Origin of the sequence: Nocardioides sp. YIM B13467 (assembly GCF_042788075.1) — a bacterium.
GTDB lineage: Bacteria > Actinomycetota > Actinomycetes > Propionibacteriales > Nocardioidaceae > Nocardioides.
Map to the genome: position 1 here is coordinate 1 of NZ_JBHZPJ010000018.1, position 15,341 is coordinate 15,341.

The following is a 15,341-nucleotide window of genomic DNA, read 5'->3' on the forward strand; positions in this document are numbered from 1 at the left end:
TGATCAGTGGTTGCTCGTTCCTCGGGAAAGGGATTGGTGTGATCGTCGGCGGCGGCGTCCCTGCCAGGACGCCGCCGCCCTTTTGTTACGTCTGTCGTGGATCTCGGTCAGGATGTCCTTGTCGCTCACCACGTCTGGGACAAGCCTATGGCCCGGAGCCGACGACACCGCCAACTTCGTCGCCTTTTTGGTGCGCTCTGGCCCGAGCTCCCGGCGTGGTCGGGTCAACTGGGTGGTGAACCACCCGTCTTTCCACAGGTTTCCACGTGGAAACGTTCTCGATCCCCATGCGGAGCAGGTTGAGGATCTTCCCGGGGAAGCGGCCTGTGGAACTTCAGCAGGACGTTGAAGAGCTTGGAGACGTGGCAGTCGGGCTGCGACGTCGGCTGTGGCGCCCTGACCGGGCAGGGCCTCCGGCCTGGCCGCCAAGGCTCGTGCTCATTGCTGTGTCACACCTGGCCTCGTGCGCGCACCTTCTCAAAACCAGAGAGGCACAACATCCGATCTGGAAGAGGCGACATCGTGAGCGATCCGTGGTTCTTGAACATCGTGACTTCGGCGGCCGGCGAGGTGCTTGGCGCCGTCGTCACGGGCGCAGCTGTGCTGCTCGTACGTCGCCGGCGACGCACCCGCAGGAGCGCAGTCGACCGGCGAGAGCAAGATGTCCTTTGACCTCAGGATGGCGACGCCCAGAGCCCGCGGAGGGGTGCGGAGCCGGCGACGTACGATCAGGCCGTGTCCGTAGTCCTGACTTCCCGAGCTCGCCCGCGGCTGAATGCCCCCGACGCCGATGAACACGAGCCGATCGAGCTCACCGGATCCGGGGACACCTATGAGGCAGCGAAGGCCGCGCTCGAGGAGCAGCTCCCCGAAGGCTGGCCGCTGCTCGGCATCGGCCGCTCCGGCGAGTGAAGCGGGGCTGCGGTGGAGACTGCAACGTTCGTTGTCGCGATCGCTGCGCTGCTGCTCAGCGGCTGGGCTGCCTGGAGCACTCATCGGCAGGCGAAGGCCACGGAGCGCGCCACGCAGGCGGCAGAACACTCGGCGACTGCGGCTGCGGAGACGCTGGCCACGGCTCAGAAGATGGAGCGCTACGAAGCGATCCGTCTGCATGCTGAGCGGCGCCCTGAGATCAGCCTGGACTCCCGCAGGCTGAAGGACACCCGCAACGGCCAGGTGCGAGGAATCCGGCTGGTCAACCATGGGCCCATCCGGTACGACGAGTGGGAAATCAGCGTGGACCTGAGGGACGCCGAGACAGCCAAGCTGCTGACCGGTCTCCTTGACGAGGACGAGCAAGTCTGCTCTTCGGTGACGGTCGCTGACGTCGACCAAGGAGAGGTGGTTGACCTCGAGGTGGGACGCGTCCTCCCGCAGGTCACAGGCGACGCAAAGTTCGTCGTCCTGGCGCGCAGCGGTGAGGATGAGTGGCGCGTCGTGCTGCACCTGCCATACCGGCGCCCAGGACGGATCATCACCGCGCCCTAGCCGGTTGTGCGACGGGGGCAAGGTCCGCCGCTGCGCGAACCAACGATGGGCCCGGCGAGCCAGACGAGTCAGCCAGGCCAGGAGACGGTATAGGCGCCACACGGTGCGGCAGGTCTCCAAAGCCTCCTCGAATGACGTGAAGGTGCTGAAGAACCAGCTGACTAGCTCGGTGATGATCTCGGTGATGGTCATGGTCGATCTCTCCGGTGCAGGGGTCTGGTCCTGCTCAGGCGTGATCGTGTGGGTCTTGGGGGGTTAGCGTCGCGGGGTGCGTGCGCACGCTCTTCGGTACGACGCTGAGTCACCTGTTTCCTGAAGAAATGTCGGTGGGCAGGTCAGACTCTTGGGTATGAGCACTCAACTCGGTGAGTCGAACATGTCCGATGACCAGACCCTGTGGATCTACACGGCCAACGCGCTGCTGAACGAGATGGACCGCTACACCGGCACCACGATGGGCGGCTTCCCGGTCGAGGTCTCCTCCAGCTCAGGCTTGGACCGAGACTTCTATGCCCGCACGCTCGCGGCCGACCTGGACTCTTCGCCCAAGAGGCTGAAGAAGGCCCTGAAGACGGTGACGAAGCGCGTACGGAAGTCGAAGGATCGAGTGGTGACCGAGGATCAGCGGCAGTACGCCGCCGCTGTGGCCGGTGTCGACCCCAACGACGATGCCGCGGCGATCGCCGCCTACCGCGAGGGCTGGTTGGCGATGGCAGAGAACCTGGTCACGCGCGGTCTGAATCTCATCGACGCCACCGAGGGCCCTGTCCAGCAGCCTGACGCTCTGGTCGAGCTCGGGCTCATGGAGCCGGAGCCGACGACGCCGGCGCCGGTCGACCTGGAGCAGATCGCGGGGAACGTGCATCGGCTCCTGGAGCGCCTGGCAGACGATCCGGGCCGGGAGTGGGCGCCGAGCGAGGCGATCGACCTCGAGCAGATCGCCTCGTTGGTCGCGCACGACTCCTGGGGGCCTGTCCTGGTCAGCGCCGCCGAGTCCGCGCGCACGATCCTCGCGGCCAGCTCGTGGCCCCAGGAGCTCGTCGAGGGCGAGATGCCGCTCGAGGTCACCCACGACGTGGTCATGGGTTTCCAGGTGGTCGATCTGCCGGCGGGCGTTGAGCGTGCGGCCAAGGTGCTCTTGAACCGTGCGCTCGCCTCCAGCGATCCCGTCGTCGACGTGCCCGAGGTGGAGCCGTTCGACCCCGAGGGACAGGGGCAGGTCTGGATCGCGCTGATGGTGTGGTTCGCCCTCAAGCGCGGCGCGATCGAAGACGTCGTGCGCCGCGAGCCAGGCCAGTAGCAGAGCGCATAACCGGCCCCCAGCCCTGGTCGAGGACGCCGGCGACGACGCCCGTGACAACGCCTGGCTGATTCACTCGAGCGGCCAGTGGCTTGCTCTCGGTGCCGTGGACTCGGTTTGCGCGGGCCAGGGGCCACGCGCAACGCCAAAAATCTGAACTGCTCAGCGGCTAACTCGAGACGATGATCGGCGACGGCTCGATTCCCTAATCCGCCTCATCATAGGTGTCTCGGGGCTTCGCTTCAGCGGCATCTTGTCCTTGGCATCTGGAATGCCTCTCTAAGGTAGGCACGAAACCAAGATCCACCCACCACCAGCAGACGATCCAATCCTGGTGGCGAGGCCTATGGTTCTCTCATGCCAACAACATCAAAACTACATGAGCCGCCACCTGAGGCAGTGGCGACCGGCGTGGACGCGCTCGAGCAGATGCTTCGCTACTCCGGACGTGGCTACACAGTCGTACGCCACATCTTCCTCCAGCTCCCCGACGACGTCACCGACCGCGCTGGACTCCTCGGACCCATGGTCACCGATCGGAAGCGACGCTCGCTCCAGATCTATCTGCTGCTGCTGACAATCTGGCCATGGCTCCAGAGGAGGCAGGCCGAGGAAGGGCCCCTGCCTAACAAGGCCTGGGCGCGGGCACTGCAGACCGAGACCGGCCGGAGATGGAGCGCGACAGACGTTTCCAACGCGTGGGGCGATCTCGAGCAGCGGGGCCTCATCACGCGCAAGCATCTCTCGAGGGGAGTGGAGGTCACGCCCCGGCGCGAAGACGGGAAGACCGAATACACCACCCCCGGTGGCAAGAAGAAGGACCACCGGGAGTCGTACTTCATTCTGCCGGGATCGTTCTGGCGGTCTGGACTCTTCGAGAAGCTCTCCATGCCTGGCCTCGCGATGCTGCTGATCATCGCGGGCAGGACGAGCGAGTCGACCGAGGCCTGGCTGACGAACAAGGACGCGGCGAAGTGGTACCACATCGCGCCGCGCAGCATCGAAGCAGGCATCGAGAACCTGCGGGACCACGGGCTCCTCCTCGAGCGGGTCGAGTGGGTCAAGGCGCCACTGTCGTCGATCGGCGCCACCCAGAAGCACTGGTACAGCCTCACCGGCCAGTTCAGTACCGAGGCGCGCAACGAGCTCCGGGCGCAGGCCCAGAAGGAAGCTCGAGCGCGCAGCGCGTCGACCAAGGCAGTACCCACGGTCTCGGACGGAGACAACCAGACGTCAGACACGGCCGCGGAGGGCGTCACCGCGACCAGGACCCTCAAGAGACGTAGGAAGGAGAAGAGCGGAAAGTGACCGTAATCGCGCGCGAGGTAGGTCGCACGGTGCGGGCAGCCATTGTCGGATGGGGCCCCACCGCGCGCCTAGCGGCCCTCGCGATCGTCCTCACGGCATGTGCCGTGGCTCTCATGACGATCTGAACCGTTACCCAGTGTAGGCGGCTCCCTCGTACTCGACGAGGGAGCCACCTGCCGTTTCTCTGCGGTCGTCGCCCTGAGAAGCCGGCCGGATCGGCGGGCCGCGGGCTGGTGACCACCCGGCAGAGCCTGCTGCTCACGGTCCGTTCCGGGCCCGCGGTCGACGGCGCCAACGGCGAGCGTTTCGACGGTGCCGCCGAGCGCGGTTCCCGTGCCCTTTTACCCAAACGGCCTGATTTTGGGCAGAGTTCTCCCTACCCAAATGCAAAGGTGCGTTTTCGCCCTACTCGCTCTGCTGGCTCTTCGCCCTGGCCAGGCGGACGGCGCGCTCGTTCACGCGGTCCGAGACCAGGGGAAGCAGCTGGAGCACGAAGCGTCCAGCCGCTGCGACAAGTGCAACTGCCGCAGTAGGCAGAGTGAGCGCGAGCGGGTGACCTGCCGCAGCGGCGAGGATCTCCAACATCGCGACCTCCCTTTGGGTGGTGCGGTCCGCCCCTCGTTGGGGACGGATAACGACCGCAGCGGGACCGCTGCGGAGTACATGTGGTGCGTCGTGGCACCAAGAAAAGCCGGTCGCGGATAGACCGGCTAAAGGGTGACCGAGGGTGTAGTCGGCCGGGAGGTCGAAATCTGCTCGGCAAGAACTCGCCGAGGGCCTCCGGAGACGACGAAACCCGGGCTCATCCGAGTCCCGGGTTGGTGGGCGCAAAACGGCGCAGTTAGTCCGCATGAATGGTGACACACGAAGAATTCGAGCGCCGGCGTTCGGCGTACCGCGACGCAAGAGGACCTCTGGGGACAAGAAAACCCGGGCTCACCTGAGACCGGGTTTTGGGCGCAAAGATCCGCAACTGACGGCGACAGTAGCAAAATTCGAGCGACGGCGCCGTCTGCGGACGCACTTCTCATGCGAGGAGGGCTCCCCTTCGGCTCAGGAGGTAGGTCCTGGTCGTCCCGCCTAGAGCATCGGCGCAGCGTGTCCGACCAGCCAGGTGCAGCGTAGCTGGTGCTGTCGGAAGTCGCCGGCGATCGCGCTTCAGGAATCCGCGCGTGGGCATGCTCCCGCCGAGGGAGCGACGAGAGAGCGCGTCTGAGGAGATCCTACGCGCGCACTCGCGCAGACACTTGACTGCTGGCCGTTCGGAATCGGCGGTTTCCTGGCCTATGCCGACGGCTCTTCCTGATCGCGTTCAGAACCCTGGTTCGCATCGGCGGCGGCAGGGCTGCCGAACTTGGAGAGCTGCTCTGGGTCAGGAGAGGACGAGGACATGACGAGGATCCCGAGCACCCCGATCGTCCACAGCGATGTGCCCGCCGGCACCAGCCAACTGGCCACCACGAGGATTGCGATCGCCCCGCCGAAGAGGATCAATCGCCGCTACCAAGCTCGGTGCTGGTCGGGCCTCTTGGAGCCAGCTGACTGTGCCGCTGCCGTCGTGTCTGTCATTTCGTCCCCCTGTTGTCATCGATTGATGTGCCGTACTGCTGGTCGGTGCTGATGGTGGAGTCCTTGCTCTGCCCCGATCTGTTTCGTTGGGTGGCCCGAGCAAGGTCGCTTCCCCGCGGCCTGCCCGGGCCGGGCGCCTCGACCGGATGTTCTGCCTCGAAGTCCTCGACTTCTCGTTCCGTACGCAGCATCTGGATCTCACGCTCGAAGTCGTCCGCCGAGCCGAAGGCCCCGGTAGACGCTCGCGAAGTGCAGGTAGGCGACCTCGTCGAGCTCGCGCAGCGGCTCTTGCACGCCTTCGGGCCGACATGGACCGCCTGGTCGTGAATGGAGCGGGCCAGCGCCAGAGACGTTGCTCAACGACATTCCGCCGATAGTTACCTCTATCGGCGGAACCACCCCGCCGGGACCGCCGATAGAGCGGCCCGAAACTGTCGGTGCCCAGCGCTAGCGTCATCAGCGACCTACCGCCGATAGCGCGATCCGCCGGAGGACCGCAGAGTGAGGAGTCGGCCATGCCCGACCCCACCGACGAGACCAGCGACGGGACGAGCGGCCTGGTCGACGACCTCGCCGCCGTGCTCGAGGACACCGGCGTCCACGTCGAGGAGCTGATCGAGGAGCTGCTCGAGGCCGTCGACCTGGCCGAGACCATCGCGGCCGCGCTGCAGGCTTGCGAGGGCGGCGAAGTGGACGCCGACGCCGCGGCCCGGGCTCAGGCCGCCCGGGCGACCCCCGCCGGCGTACGACCGGGGCTGCCGGCGGTATGCGAGACCCACTCGACGCGGGGCGCTCGGGCCAGCGGGGTGGACCGAACCGCGCTTGAACAGTTGCAGCGGACCGTTGAGCTCGCCGCGGTTGCTCTTGAAGCGGCGGAAACGGTCGAGGTCGCTGAGACCACGTAGCCCAAGTGACTTGAGCAAGTACCACTAGAGCAACGGCTCGCCGTCTGTTACGGAACGCATGTAGTCCTACGCCACACCATGCCGAACGCGCCGAGTACGCCACACCGCCATTTCCGGGTTCACAATGACGTGTGGGCCGCAGCCCGAGGCGAGGCCGAGAACACCGCCGTGCTCGTCGCCTGCCTCGAACCTATGGCGGCACCACCACCGCCGCCGACGACCCCGCGCCCGCCGCACCACCCGAAAGGAGCAGCCCGCATGGCCATCGACGACGCGACGACCGGCACGTGCATTCACTGCCACCAGGCGATCACCTGGAAGACCAAGACGCTCAGCCGGCACGTGTACGGACCCAACGCCACTACCGGCCGATGGGTGGACGAGTTTCCGGAAGTCCCTGGCATGTGCCCCAAAGCCCGGGACTACACACACCGGCCGTCTGCCGACTGGACGGCGCCGCCGGAACCCCCGGTGCTTCCGGACGTCCGCGAATGGATCGACCGCGAGGTCTCCAAAGCGCCTTCGCTGTCCCAAGAGCAACGGGTCGCTCTCGCCGCCGACTACGAATCGCACGACCGGCGCATGGTCAGCAGCGCCAAACGGAAGTGGGATGCGATCGTGGCTCTCGGGTTCGGGGGCAAGTCGTGACCCGTTACGCCTAGGAGAACCCCGTCGATTTGGCGTGGGGTGCCCGGCACCGGCGCCTCGCCGCCGAGCAGGTCGCCCGGGAAGCCGAGCGGGCGACCAATCCAGGAGCCGTCACCCCGTCGCCGCATGACCACGGGCCTAGGTCTCAGCGGTGGCTGATGACATGATAAGTGTCAATATCATGTCATCATTGGTGCCTGATCTGGTGCGATCCCGAGGAGCGCGAACTGGCCAGCAACCGACAGCAGCAGTTGCGTCGACGCGGTCGGCAGCTCCTGGTCGACACCAAGAGGGTTCCTGCTGAGCTACTCCGGGCAAACTCGGTGTGCGTGTGGCCCTGGACCTGGTCGACTGGCCCCTACCCAGCCACACGCCTGGAGCGGGCGGGCGGATCCGAAGGCCCGTCCCCGTCGTCGCGGTTGTAGAGACGTTCTGCGATGTGGTCCTCGGCGCTGCCTGGATGGCCGGTTGCGGCGAGAACTCGGGCGAAGTCGAGGCACGGGACATCGTCGTAGGGGGCTGCTCTCATCGCGATCTCAGCCGCTTCTAGGGCGATGTCGTAATCGTGCTCGGGCAGGGCTCGATTGACGACCAAGTGTGCTGTGTCGACGATCATCGAGACGGCGATGTGATCGTGGCGCTGTCCGTCGAGCAGCCAAGACCAGCCTCGTTCTCGTAGTTGGGTGAAGGGTTCGCCGCTGACGAGCCGGAGGGCTTGGTGGAGGTCGGCGATACCGTCTGCGCCGCGGGCTTCACCTCGGGCCCGGAGGCGTCGGAAGAGGTCGAGGTCGACGAGGACGTCTTCCGCTTGGTAGGCCGGGTGGCCGAGGCGATTGGCGGCGGGCGTTCTGCGTGCGTCTTGGAGGTGGTCATGGCCCGTACGTGGGTTTGTGCCGAGCCAGTTTCGGAGCTTCCCGAGGTCGATGGTGAGGCGGCTGCGGCTGACGCCGATGGCCTCGAGGAACTCGCCAGTTGATACGCCGTTCGGATGGAGGGTGAGGTAGGCGAGGAGCTCGGCGAAATAGGGCCGGCGAGCGGGTGGCACGACTCCATTTGCTCGGAGGTAGACGGGGCCGAGCAGGGTGAGCTTGGGGAGGCGGGAGGACGAGGCTTGCCATTCGGCGAGGTCGTCGTCGAGGGCTGGGTCGAGTGCGGTGACTGTCGCACGCGTCTCCGCGGTGACGACCGGGGCGAGTTGGTGGACGTCTTCTGAGGTGGTGGCGCAGTGGTCGACGTACGTCGTGGTCGCTTCTGGGAGCAATGAGTGCGCGCCGGCCGGCTCGAGGTCGGGTGGGCGCTCATGGACGTATTCGGGCCGTAGCGCGCCGGCTGCGTCGATGAGGGCTTCCATGCCGTGGGTCGCCGACTCGTTCTTCGGCATGGGCCGGGATTTTGCGCTGCGGGTGGCCTCGACGATGGCTGCGCAGGTCGTGGCTTCCTCGGAGGTGAGGCCGGCTGCTCGGAGGCGTACGTCGCGAAGTGCTGGGTGTTCGATGGTGAGGTGACCGTCGGCAGTGATGGTGAGGCTGGCGGCGCTGAGGTCGGGGAGGGCGTCGAGGATGACCGCGGCGGCTCCGGAGCGGTCGTCGTCGAGGCGGATGGTCTTGGTGAGTACGCGGATGGCTTCGGAGTCTTCGGCGATGATGACGGCGTGGTAGCGATCGGGGTCGAAGCCGGGGAGTCGTCCTGCGGGGTCGAGATCGGCGGCGAGGGGCAGGAGGAAGTCGCTGGTGTCGTGGTGGTGGAGCCGGAGTGGATCGAGATCGGTGAGCTCTGGGGCGATGCGGTGGGCGTCGACCTGGACGAGCATCGACCACGGCGTGACGGTGAGCTCTGCGGCGAGATGTCTTGCGAGGGCCTCGGTCTGCTCGCGATCGCCAGTCAGATTGATGACTCCGGGCTCTTCGAGGTTCAGGAGCCACAGGTGGCCGTCGTCGGACTGGCCGATGGAGGCGAGCAGCGGGTAGGGCGCGAGGCCTTCGTTGTCGGTTGCGACGACCTCGGGTTCGGCTGTCCAGACGGAGGGACCACCGGTCCATGGGTGGGGAAGCGCCGCGGGCTCGCCGAGGTGCAGGGTGATCTGACGGTGGCCAAGCTCGGCTGCGACTAGGTGGACATGCTCCGGCTCGGAGAGCATCCGAAGCATGGCGTCTAGGTGCTCGATGAGGGCAGCTGCTCTGGGACCCTCCAAGTGGATGGTCTTCTCTACGTGACGAAGCTCTGGTGGAGGGCCGACCATTTCCTGGCCCGGTACTCGGTAGCGCCGCTGTGATCGGTAGTGCCGCCGCAGGAGGAGCATGAGGCCGCCGGCCAGCACGGCGCCGCCGCCGGTCAGGCCGGGGAGGATCCACGAGGGCGCGACCTCGGACTCTTCAGGCGCTTCCCTGGAGGGGGCCGATGCTGGGGCCTCTACCGGTGGGGCAGCGTCGGGCGTCGCGATGTTTGGCCGCGTCTCGGGGGTTCTGATCGACGGTGCATCGGGATGGAGTGGGGGCGGCGCCGGAACGCGTGGCTCGTTGGCGTGTGGGTGTGGTCTAGGGATGGTGAGGGTCCAACCTGGCTGGATCTGGTCTGGGTCGGTCAGGTGAGTGCCGTCGGGCTGGGTGGTGTCGTGCGAGGCCTCGAAGATCTCTGGATACCGATCGGCGTCGTGTAGCTCGGTTGCGGCGACCTCGGACATGGTGTCGCCGGGCTTGACGACGTACGACTCGCCTTTCGTGGTGGGTTCTGAAGGACTGGGTAGGCGGAGTACGAGGCCGACAGGAAGGAAATCGGCATCGCCGGCTAGGGCCTCGGGGTTGAGGTCGATGATCTCGGTGAAGCGGGTCCCTGCGCCGAGGTGTGAGTCCGCGATTCGCCAGAGGCTGTCGCCGCGCTTGACGGTGTAGTTGATCGTCGGTGGAGCGTCCAGCTTCGGCGCCGGTCGGGAGGGTGCGACCTTCGCCGGTGCGGTGGCCGACGGCGGAGTCGGTGTCTCCGGGACGGGCGGCGTTGCGGCGGCGCGGGCAGGTGTCATGGATGGGGCAGCTGCGGGGATGGCGATGAAGAGGAGAGCCGCGGCTGAGACAAGTCGCGATGCTGTGCCTTGGGGGAGACCGGGGAGGCGTGGCGTGGTGATGCCGCGGAGTCTGGCGACGGTCTCGAGGAGGATGGTGGTGGCGCACCAGGCCCAGGTGATCCAGGCAGCGATGGTGATGGCTTGGAGCGCGAGCGTGCCGTCGTCTTGGCGGAGGAGGTCGCGCCAGGTGAATCCGTCGAAGGTGGGGATGGCGCCGAGAAGAAGCAGTGCGATGGGTGCGCCGATGAGGAGGGCGAGGATGGTGAGGCAGGCGAACAGGCCGCGTACGCGAGTGCTCATGCCGGTTCTGTTCATCGTTCCTCCCCGTTGAGGCTGCGGATCAGCTCGGCCTCAGCGTCGCCACGAACCCGGACCGTGGTGATGCCGATGATCGACAGGAACCGGGTGCGGTACGTGTCGGTGGCTTCCACGTGGATTCGGTCTCCGCGTACTCGGACGGTCCCGGTGGCGCCGGACTGGGCGAGGTAGGAGCGAGCGGCGCGGCCCGCTGCGGCGGTATCGATGTGGGCGTACCTGCCCTCGATTGCTGGTGCGGCGAGCACTTCCTCGGCACCGGTTCGTGCGGCTTGGGCAGCGAGATCGTGGGTGCGTTGTTGAACGTGGGCCTGCCCGCCGAGGTCGACCGCGAGCCCGATCAGGACGCTCATCGCGAGGGCGGCCGTGACCATCCAGATGGTCGCGGAGCCGCGCTCGTTGCGAGCACGCTGCTCCGGTGTCACGGCAGGCCTCGCTCACGCCAAGTGTCGATCGGGCTGCTCATCGTGGTGCGGAGCAGGCGGCTGCCCGGTATCCCAGGCACTGAGAGGTCGGCCAGATCAACCCGGCACATCAAGGTCACCGTCACGTTGGCCGGCTGCCCGGTCGGAACACGAAAGCCGCTGGTGTCGACGGTCACCTGCGTGGCGCGACAACGGAGGTTCTGGTTGCTCAAGCTGGTTGTTGCTTCGCGCCATGCCGAGGATTCGGCGTCACTAGCGTCGCGTGCGATCGAGGCAGCGCGGGCGCCATCAGCAGCGGCCGACTGGAGCGCTTGATGGGCGACGGCGAGGCGTCCGCCAGCGATGATCAACCCGACGAACAGAAGGAAGGCTGGCAGGCCGATCGCAGCTTCGATCGCCGCGGATCCGCGTTCGTCGCGTGCCCGGGCGGTCATCGGGGCTCACCTGGAGCGGTCAGGCGCTCTACTTCAGCGCTGGCGTGCTGGGTGATGGCTGGCTTCCAGCCGGGGATCACCGAGAGTGCCCGGCCTCGGACGGTCACGGTGGCCGTGGTTGCGGTTCGACGGGCGGAGGCCCGCGATGACTCCAGGGAGTCGCCCGCGTCGGCGAGATAGGCACGGGCCGCGATGACACCGTCCTGGGACCCGGCTTGGTCTGCCGCGGCGGCGCGGGCGCCTTCTTGTGCGGCCGCGATTGCGATCGTGCGGGCGTGGAAGTAGAGCGCGGCTTGCAGGCCGAGGAAGAGCACGGCGAAGAGCGCTGGGAGCAGGATGACCATCTCGATCGATGCTGCGCCGCGCTCATCTCGTGAGCTTGTTCCTCGGGCCATGGCGGTCTACCTGATCTTCCCTGATTCGCTGGTGACGAACGCCCTGATCGCCGCGACCACGATGGCCACGATCGCGATGACGGCGACGGCCCAGAGGACGTTCTCGATCGTGACTGACCCGCGCTCGTCCCTTCGTCGACCCGGCGGCTGGAGGACGCGGTCGCCCAGGTCATGCCAGGTGACGGTGATGATCGTGTAGAGACGCAGCGCGTAGAAGTGGAGCATGGTGGTTCCTTTCAGCCGGGGATCATCCGGGGATCATTCGGAGAAGTGACGGGGTGAGGAGGATCGCCATGAAGATCACCCCGAGCAGGGAGCCGGGGATGCTCATGCGTTCGCCGATGGCGTTGGCTTCGGTGAGCTCGTCGTTGAGCATCGCTGTGCGCATGGCGGCAGAACGGGCGCGAAGCGTGGTGTAGGTGGCGGTTCCTTCCTCGCCTGAGAGGCGCATGATGTCGGCGAAGTCGTCCAGGTCGGGCAGTCCGAGTTCCGTCGCCAAGGTGTGCAGTGCGTCCCACGGCGGGAGGCCGGACCAGCGGGATCGGTTGAGCTCCTCGGCGAGCCGGGTGAAGACCCATGAGTCGCCGATGCTCGCGGCGGTCTCCATCGCCTGGCGTACGCCGGATCCGTTGGTCCGCTCGAGGGCGACCAAATCCACATAGGCGCCGAGCGCCCGGTTGAACTCGATCCGGGCCTTCTTGGCGTCATCGACCGCGTTGTAGTTCGGAAGGAAGAACATCACCACCGCCAGGGCCAGGCAGGCGAGGACCGGGATCGGAAAGGGGAGCGCCAGCCCGAGCAGGGAGAGGAACGTCGCCAACCCGATGGGGATAACGAACCCGAGCGCGGCGTAGATCAGCTTGTCGCCGTAGAACTGAGCCAGCGGGATCCTCAGCAATGCCAACTCGCGGGTCGGCGTCCTCACCCAGAGGCCGATCGGGAGCGTACGCATTGCCCAGGCGCCAAGGCGCTCCTTCCCGCTCACCGTCCTGGCGCTGCCATCAGGTCCGCGTGTCGGAGCGTCCGAGAGGCGCTTGACGGCGTCGACGAGGTCAGGTTGGGCCGGGGTCAACCAGATGGCCAACAGCGCCAGCCCGAGTCCGACCAGCCCGCCGGCGAGCATCATCAACGTGATCGTCGGGGGAGTCATGTCCGCCCTCCCCGGAGAGGCCGGAGGTCGACACCATCAGGTGTGAGGGCCTCGCCGTCGCGCGGGCCGATGATTCGCGGAAGTCGCCGGCCCTCGGCCATCTTCCGCATCCACAGCAAGGTGGCGACGTACGCAGTGAGTAGCGCTGCGAGGATGCCCTGTCCGAGCGGGCTTCCGTAGGGCTCGATGTAGGAGCCTGTGAGCGCGAGCACCACCAGTACCGAGGCACTGATGACGGTGACCCAGTGGGCGGTTGCCCGTGGCTTGGCGCGGTCGGCCTCGACCTGGCGCCGGGCACGGACGTCGGCTGCGACCGACTCGGCAAGCCCGTCGAGCACATTGGCGAGGCCCGCACCGCGACGGCGGGCGGCCAGGATGAGATTGCCCGCGACCAAGTCGCCGGTGGCGTCATCGAGATCATCGGCGAAGGCACGGAGGGCATCCTCGGTGGCCCACCGTGCGCGGAGTCGTGCGACCAGGAGCCCGAGCTCGTCGGCGATCGGTTCGGGTGCGGACCGCAGCGTTGTGATCAGGGCCTGCTCGAGGCCGATGCCGACGGTCAGCACGCCGGACAGGGAACGGGTCCACTCCTCGAGTGCTTCAAGGCGTCCGATGCGCTCCTTCGCATCGGGCGCCGAAAGCAAGTACGGGAGACCGACGGCAGCGATGGGAGCGACCAGTAACGCGAGTGGCCATCCGGTCAGCAGCCAGCCGACGACACCGAGCACGGCTCCCGTCAGAAGGAGTATCCGCGTACGACGGGAGACGCGGGGCAGACGAATGTGGCGGCCTGGCGGTTTGTCGTCGGCCGGAACGCCACGCAGTTCGCGGATCAGGCCGGCGAGGCCACCTGCGATGAGCCCGCCGCTGAGCGCGGCGATCAGGATCTGAGCGCTCATCGCGGCTCTCCGGGTGGCTGGGTGGCAATGTAGGCGCCGAGGTCGAACCCGTGCTTCGCGAGCGCGCGGTACTCATCGGGCAGGACGGCCGGAACAGCGGTGCCGGTGCGGTCGGGGGCGAAGACGTGAGTGGTGGCGTACCCGGTCTCGCGCTCGCCCGGGGTCAGGGCGATGATCTCCGCGACCCGGCGGGTGCGCTGCGACGTGCCGTTGGTGGTCTCGGTCTCCAGCGAGAGCTGGACGATCAGGTCGACGGTCGCGGCGAGCTTGGAGGTAGCGAGCTCCTGGGTGACGTGGGGACCGGCTTCCATGGCACAGGTGACGAGCTTGCGTACGGCAGCGACGGCGTCGGAGGCATGGGTGGTGGAGATGGAGCCGGTGCCCGATTCCATCGCCTTGATCATCGCCCAGATCTCCTTGCCGCGGACCTCGCCGACGATCTGGCGCGAGAGGTTGAACCGGAACGAGTCGACCAGCGCCTCATCGAGCGTGAACTCGCCGGCCTGACGTCCGTCGGGCCCGCGTTCCCCGGATCCCGGGCGGGCCTCCCACGGATGCACGATCGGGTGGCGCTCGCGGAGGAGGTGAAGATGAAGTTCGTACTCGGTCTCGAAGGTCCCGATCGCCTCTGCCGGGTCGATCTCGGCGCACAGCGCACGCACCAAGGTGGTCTTGCCAGCCCCCTGAGCGCCGGCTACGACGATCGACTTGCGTGCTCGGACCGCGGCGCGGAGGAAAGTGGCTGCGACTGGGGTGAGCATGTCGCGACGTACAAGGTCATCGAGGGTCACCTCCATGAGCCGATGGCGACGGATCACGACTGAGGGACGGGGCATCACCCAAGCCGCGGCAGCGAGGCGGGAGCCGTCGTCAAGGCGGAGATGGAGCTTGGGCTGGGTTTCAGAGAAGCCGCGGGCGTTGACCTCGCTGCGTGAGGCGAGAAAGACCAGGAAATCGATGAGCTCTTGGTCGGAGTCAGCCACCGGGTCGCCGGGTACTTGGGAGCCGTCGACGAGGTCGAGGGTCACGTTGTCGTGGCCGCAGATGATGATGTTCTCGACTCGGTCGTCGTCGACCAGCGGCTGGAGGCGGCCGAGCCGGAACAGAGAGTCGAAGACGGCCTTGGCGACGGCCTGCTGGTGGCCTAGGTCCCACGAGGGGTCGCCCTTGTTGACGGCTTCGGCCATCGAACCCTCAATGAGGTCCAGCACGATCGACCGGCCGAGCTCTTCCTGCGCCCGCCGGTCCAGTGCGTGCGACTCGGCCGCAACCGCTTGGGACAGCTGCTCGGATGCTTGGGATCTCAGCGCCGCGACCAATGCCCAGTCCATGTCGTGCGAAGCGGCGGAGATCTGCTGGCTCGGCGCCGGAGGAGCGCTCATCGCCCGGTGTCCGGCCCTCGGGTCCGAAACGTCCTCAACCGCTCGTAGCGTGGGTGCGAACATGG

At 67.0% G+C, this 15,341-nt stretch carries 16 protein-coding genes; 6 read left to right on the forward strand and 10 right to left on the reverse strand.

The window, feature by feature from the left end:
* Positions 1–735 precede the first annotated feature (735 nt).
* The 4 genes from ACFX43_RS04340 (at position 736) to ACFX43_RS04355 (ending at position 4,096) form a co-directional block, all read left to right on the forward strand.
* Positions 736–912 (forward strand): hypothetical protein, encoded by a 177-nt coding sequence (locus ACFX43_RS04340; RefSeq protein ID WP_378817457.1) that lies wholly within the window; start codon positions 736–738, stop codon positions 910–912.
* Positions 913–924: 12 nt separating this feature from the next.
* Positions 925–1,488: a hypothetical protein gene (locus tag ACFX43_RS04345; protein WP_378817460.1), complete on the forward strand. Its 564-nt coding sequence runs from the start codon at positions 925–927 to the stop codon at positions 1,486–1,488.
* A gap of 349 nt (positions 1,489–1,837) precedes the next feature.
* On the forward strand, positions 1,838–2,788 hold the full coding sequence (locus ACFX43_RS04350) for a hypothetical protein (protein ID WP_378817462.1): 951 nt from the start codon (positions 1,838–1,840) through the stop codon (positions 2,786–2,788).
* Positions 2,789–3,145: 357 nt separating this feature from the next.
* Positions 3,146–4,096 carry a hypothetical protein gene (locus tag ACFX43_RS04355; protein WP_378817465.1) on the forward strand — a complete coding sequence of 317 codons (951 nt, stop codon included), beginning with the start codon at positions 3,146–3,148 and terminating at the stop codon, positions 4,094–4,096.
* 405 nt (positions 4,097–4,501) lie between these two features.
* Here ACFX43_RS04355 and ACFX43_RS04360 read toward each other — a convergent pair whose 3' ends face one another.
* Together ACFX43_RS04360 and ACFX43_RS04365 are read right to left on the reverse strand one after the other, a co-directional pair.
* A complete protein-coding gene (locus ACFX43_RS04360; protein WP_378817468.1) occupies positions 4,502–4,681 on the reverse strand; it encodes a hypothetical protein in 180 nt (59 codons plus the stop codon).
* A gap of 699 nt (positions 4,682–5,380) precedes the next feature.
* Positions 5,381–5,590, reverse strand: a complete 210-nt coding sequence (locus ACFX43_RS04365; protein ID WP_378817471.1) for a hypothetical protein — start codon at positions 5,588–5,590, stop codon at positions 5,381–5,383.
* Positions 5,591–6,180: 590 nt separating this feature from the next.
* Here ACFX43_RS04365 and ACFX43_RS04370 point away from each other — a divergent pair.
* Together ACFX43_RS04370 and ACFX43_RS04375 are read left to right on the forward strand one after the other, a co-directional pair.
* Positions 6,181–6,570 carry a hypothetical protein gene (locus tag ACFX43_RS04370; RefSeq protein ID WP_378817475.1) on the forward strand — a complete coding sequence of 130 codons (390 nt, stop codon included), beginning with the start codon at positions 6,181–6,183 and terminating at the stop codon, positions 6,568–6,570.
* Positions 6,571–6,828: 258 nt separating this feature from the next.
* On the forward strand, positions 6,829–7,218 hold the full coding sequence (locus ACFX43_RS04375; protein WP_378817477.1) for a hypothetical protein: 390 nt from the start codon (positions 6,829–6,831) through the stop codon (positions 7,216–7,218).
* A gap of 358 nt (positions 7,219–7,576) precedes the next feature.
* Here the strand turns inward: ACFX43_RS04375 and ACFX43_RS04380 are convergent, their stop codons facing one another.
* Genes ACFX43_RS04380 through ACFX43_RS04415 form a run of 8 tightly spaced genes read right to left on the reverse strand, consistent with a single transcriptional unit; the run spans position 7,577 to position 15,276 of the window.
* Positions 7,577–10,591 (reverse strand): LysM peptidoglycan-binding domain-containing protein, encoded by a 3,015-nt coding sequence (locus tag ACFX43_RS04380; protein ID WP_378817480.1) that lies wholly within the window; start codon positions 10,589–10,591, stop codon positions 7,577–7,579.
* Complete coding sequence (locus ACFX43_RS04385) at positions 10,588–11,016, reverse strand: pilus assembly protein TadG-related protein (protein ID WP_378817482.1); 429 nt, start codon at positions 11,014–11,016, stop codon at positions 10,588–10,590. The genes ACFX43_RS04380 and ACFX43_RS04385 overlap by 4 nt, the downstream gene beginning before the upstream one ends.
* The gene (locus ACFX43_RS04390; protein WP_378817485.1) at positions 11,013–11,450 is read right to left on the reverse strand and encodes a TadE/TadG family type IV pilus assembly protein; all 438 of its coding nucleotides are present in this window, start codon (positions 11,448–11,450) and stop codon (positions 11,013–11,015) included. Before ACFX43_RS04390 ends, ACFX43_RS04385 begins: the two co-directional genes overlap by 4 nt.
* Positions 11,447–11,845, reverse strand: coding sequence for a TadE/TadG family type IV pilus assembly protein (locus tag ACFX43_RS04395; protein WP_378817487.1), 399 nt, complete (start codon positions 11,843–11,845; stop codon positions 11,447–11,449). The genes ACFX43_RS04390 and ACFX43_RS04395 overlap by 4 nt, the downstream gene beginning before the upstream one ends.
* Positions 11,846–11,851: 6 nt before the next feature.
* Positions 11,852–12,070 (reverse strand): hypothetical protein, encoded by a 219-nt coding sequence (locus ACFX43_RS04400; RefSeq protein ID WP_378817489.1) that lies wholly within the window; start codon positions 12,068–12,070, stop codon positions 11,852–11,854.
* A 22-nt stretch (positions 12,071–12,092) separates the two neighbouring features.
* Positions 12,093–12,995 carry a type II secretion system F family protein gene (locus ACFX43_RS04405; RefSeq protein ID WP_378817491.1) on the reverse strand — a complete coding sequence of 301 codons (903 nt, stop codon included), beginning with the start codon at positions 12,993–12,995 and terminating at the stop codon, positions 12,093–12,095.
* The gene (locus ACFX43_RS04410) at positions 12,992–13,894 is read right to left on the reverse strand and encodes a type II secretion system F family protein (protein ID WP_378817494.1); all 903 of its coding nucleotides are present in this window, start codon (positions 13,892–13,894) and stop codon (positions 12,992–12,994) included. Before ACFX43_RS04410 ends, ACFX43_RS04405 begins: the two co-directional genes overlap by 4 nt.
* Complete coding sequence (locus ACFX43_RS04415) at positions 13,891–15,276, reverse strand: CpaF family protein (RefSeq protein WP_378817497.1); 1,386 nt, start codon at positions 15,274–15,276, stop codon at positions 13,891–13,893. The genes ACFX43_RS04410 and ACFX43_RS04415 overlap by 4 nt, the downstream gene beginning before the upstream one ends.
* Positions 15,277–15,341: the final 65 nt, after the last annotated feature.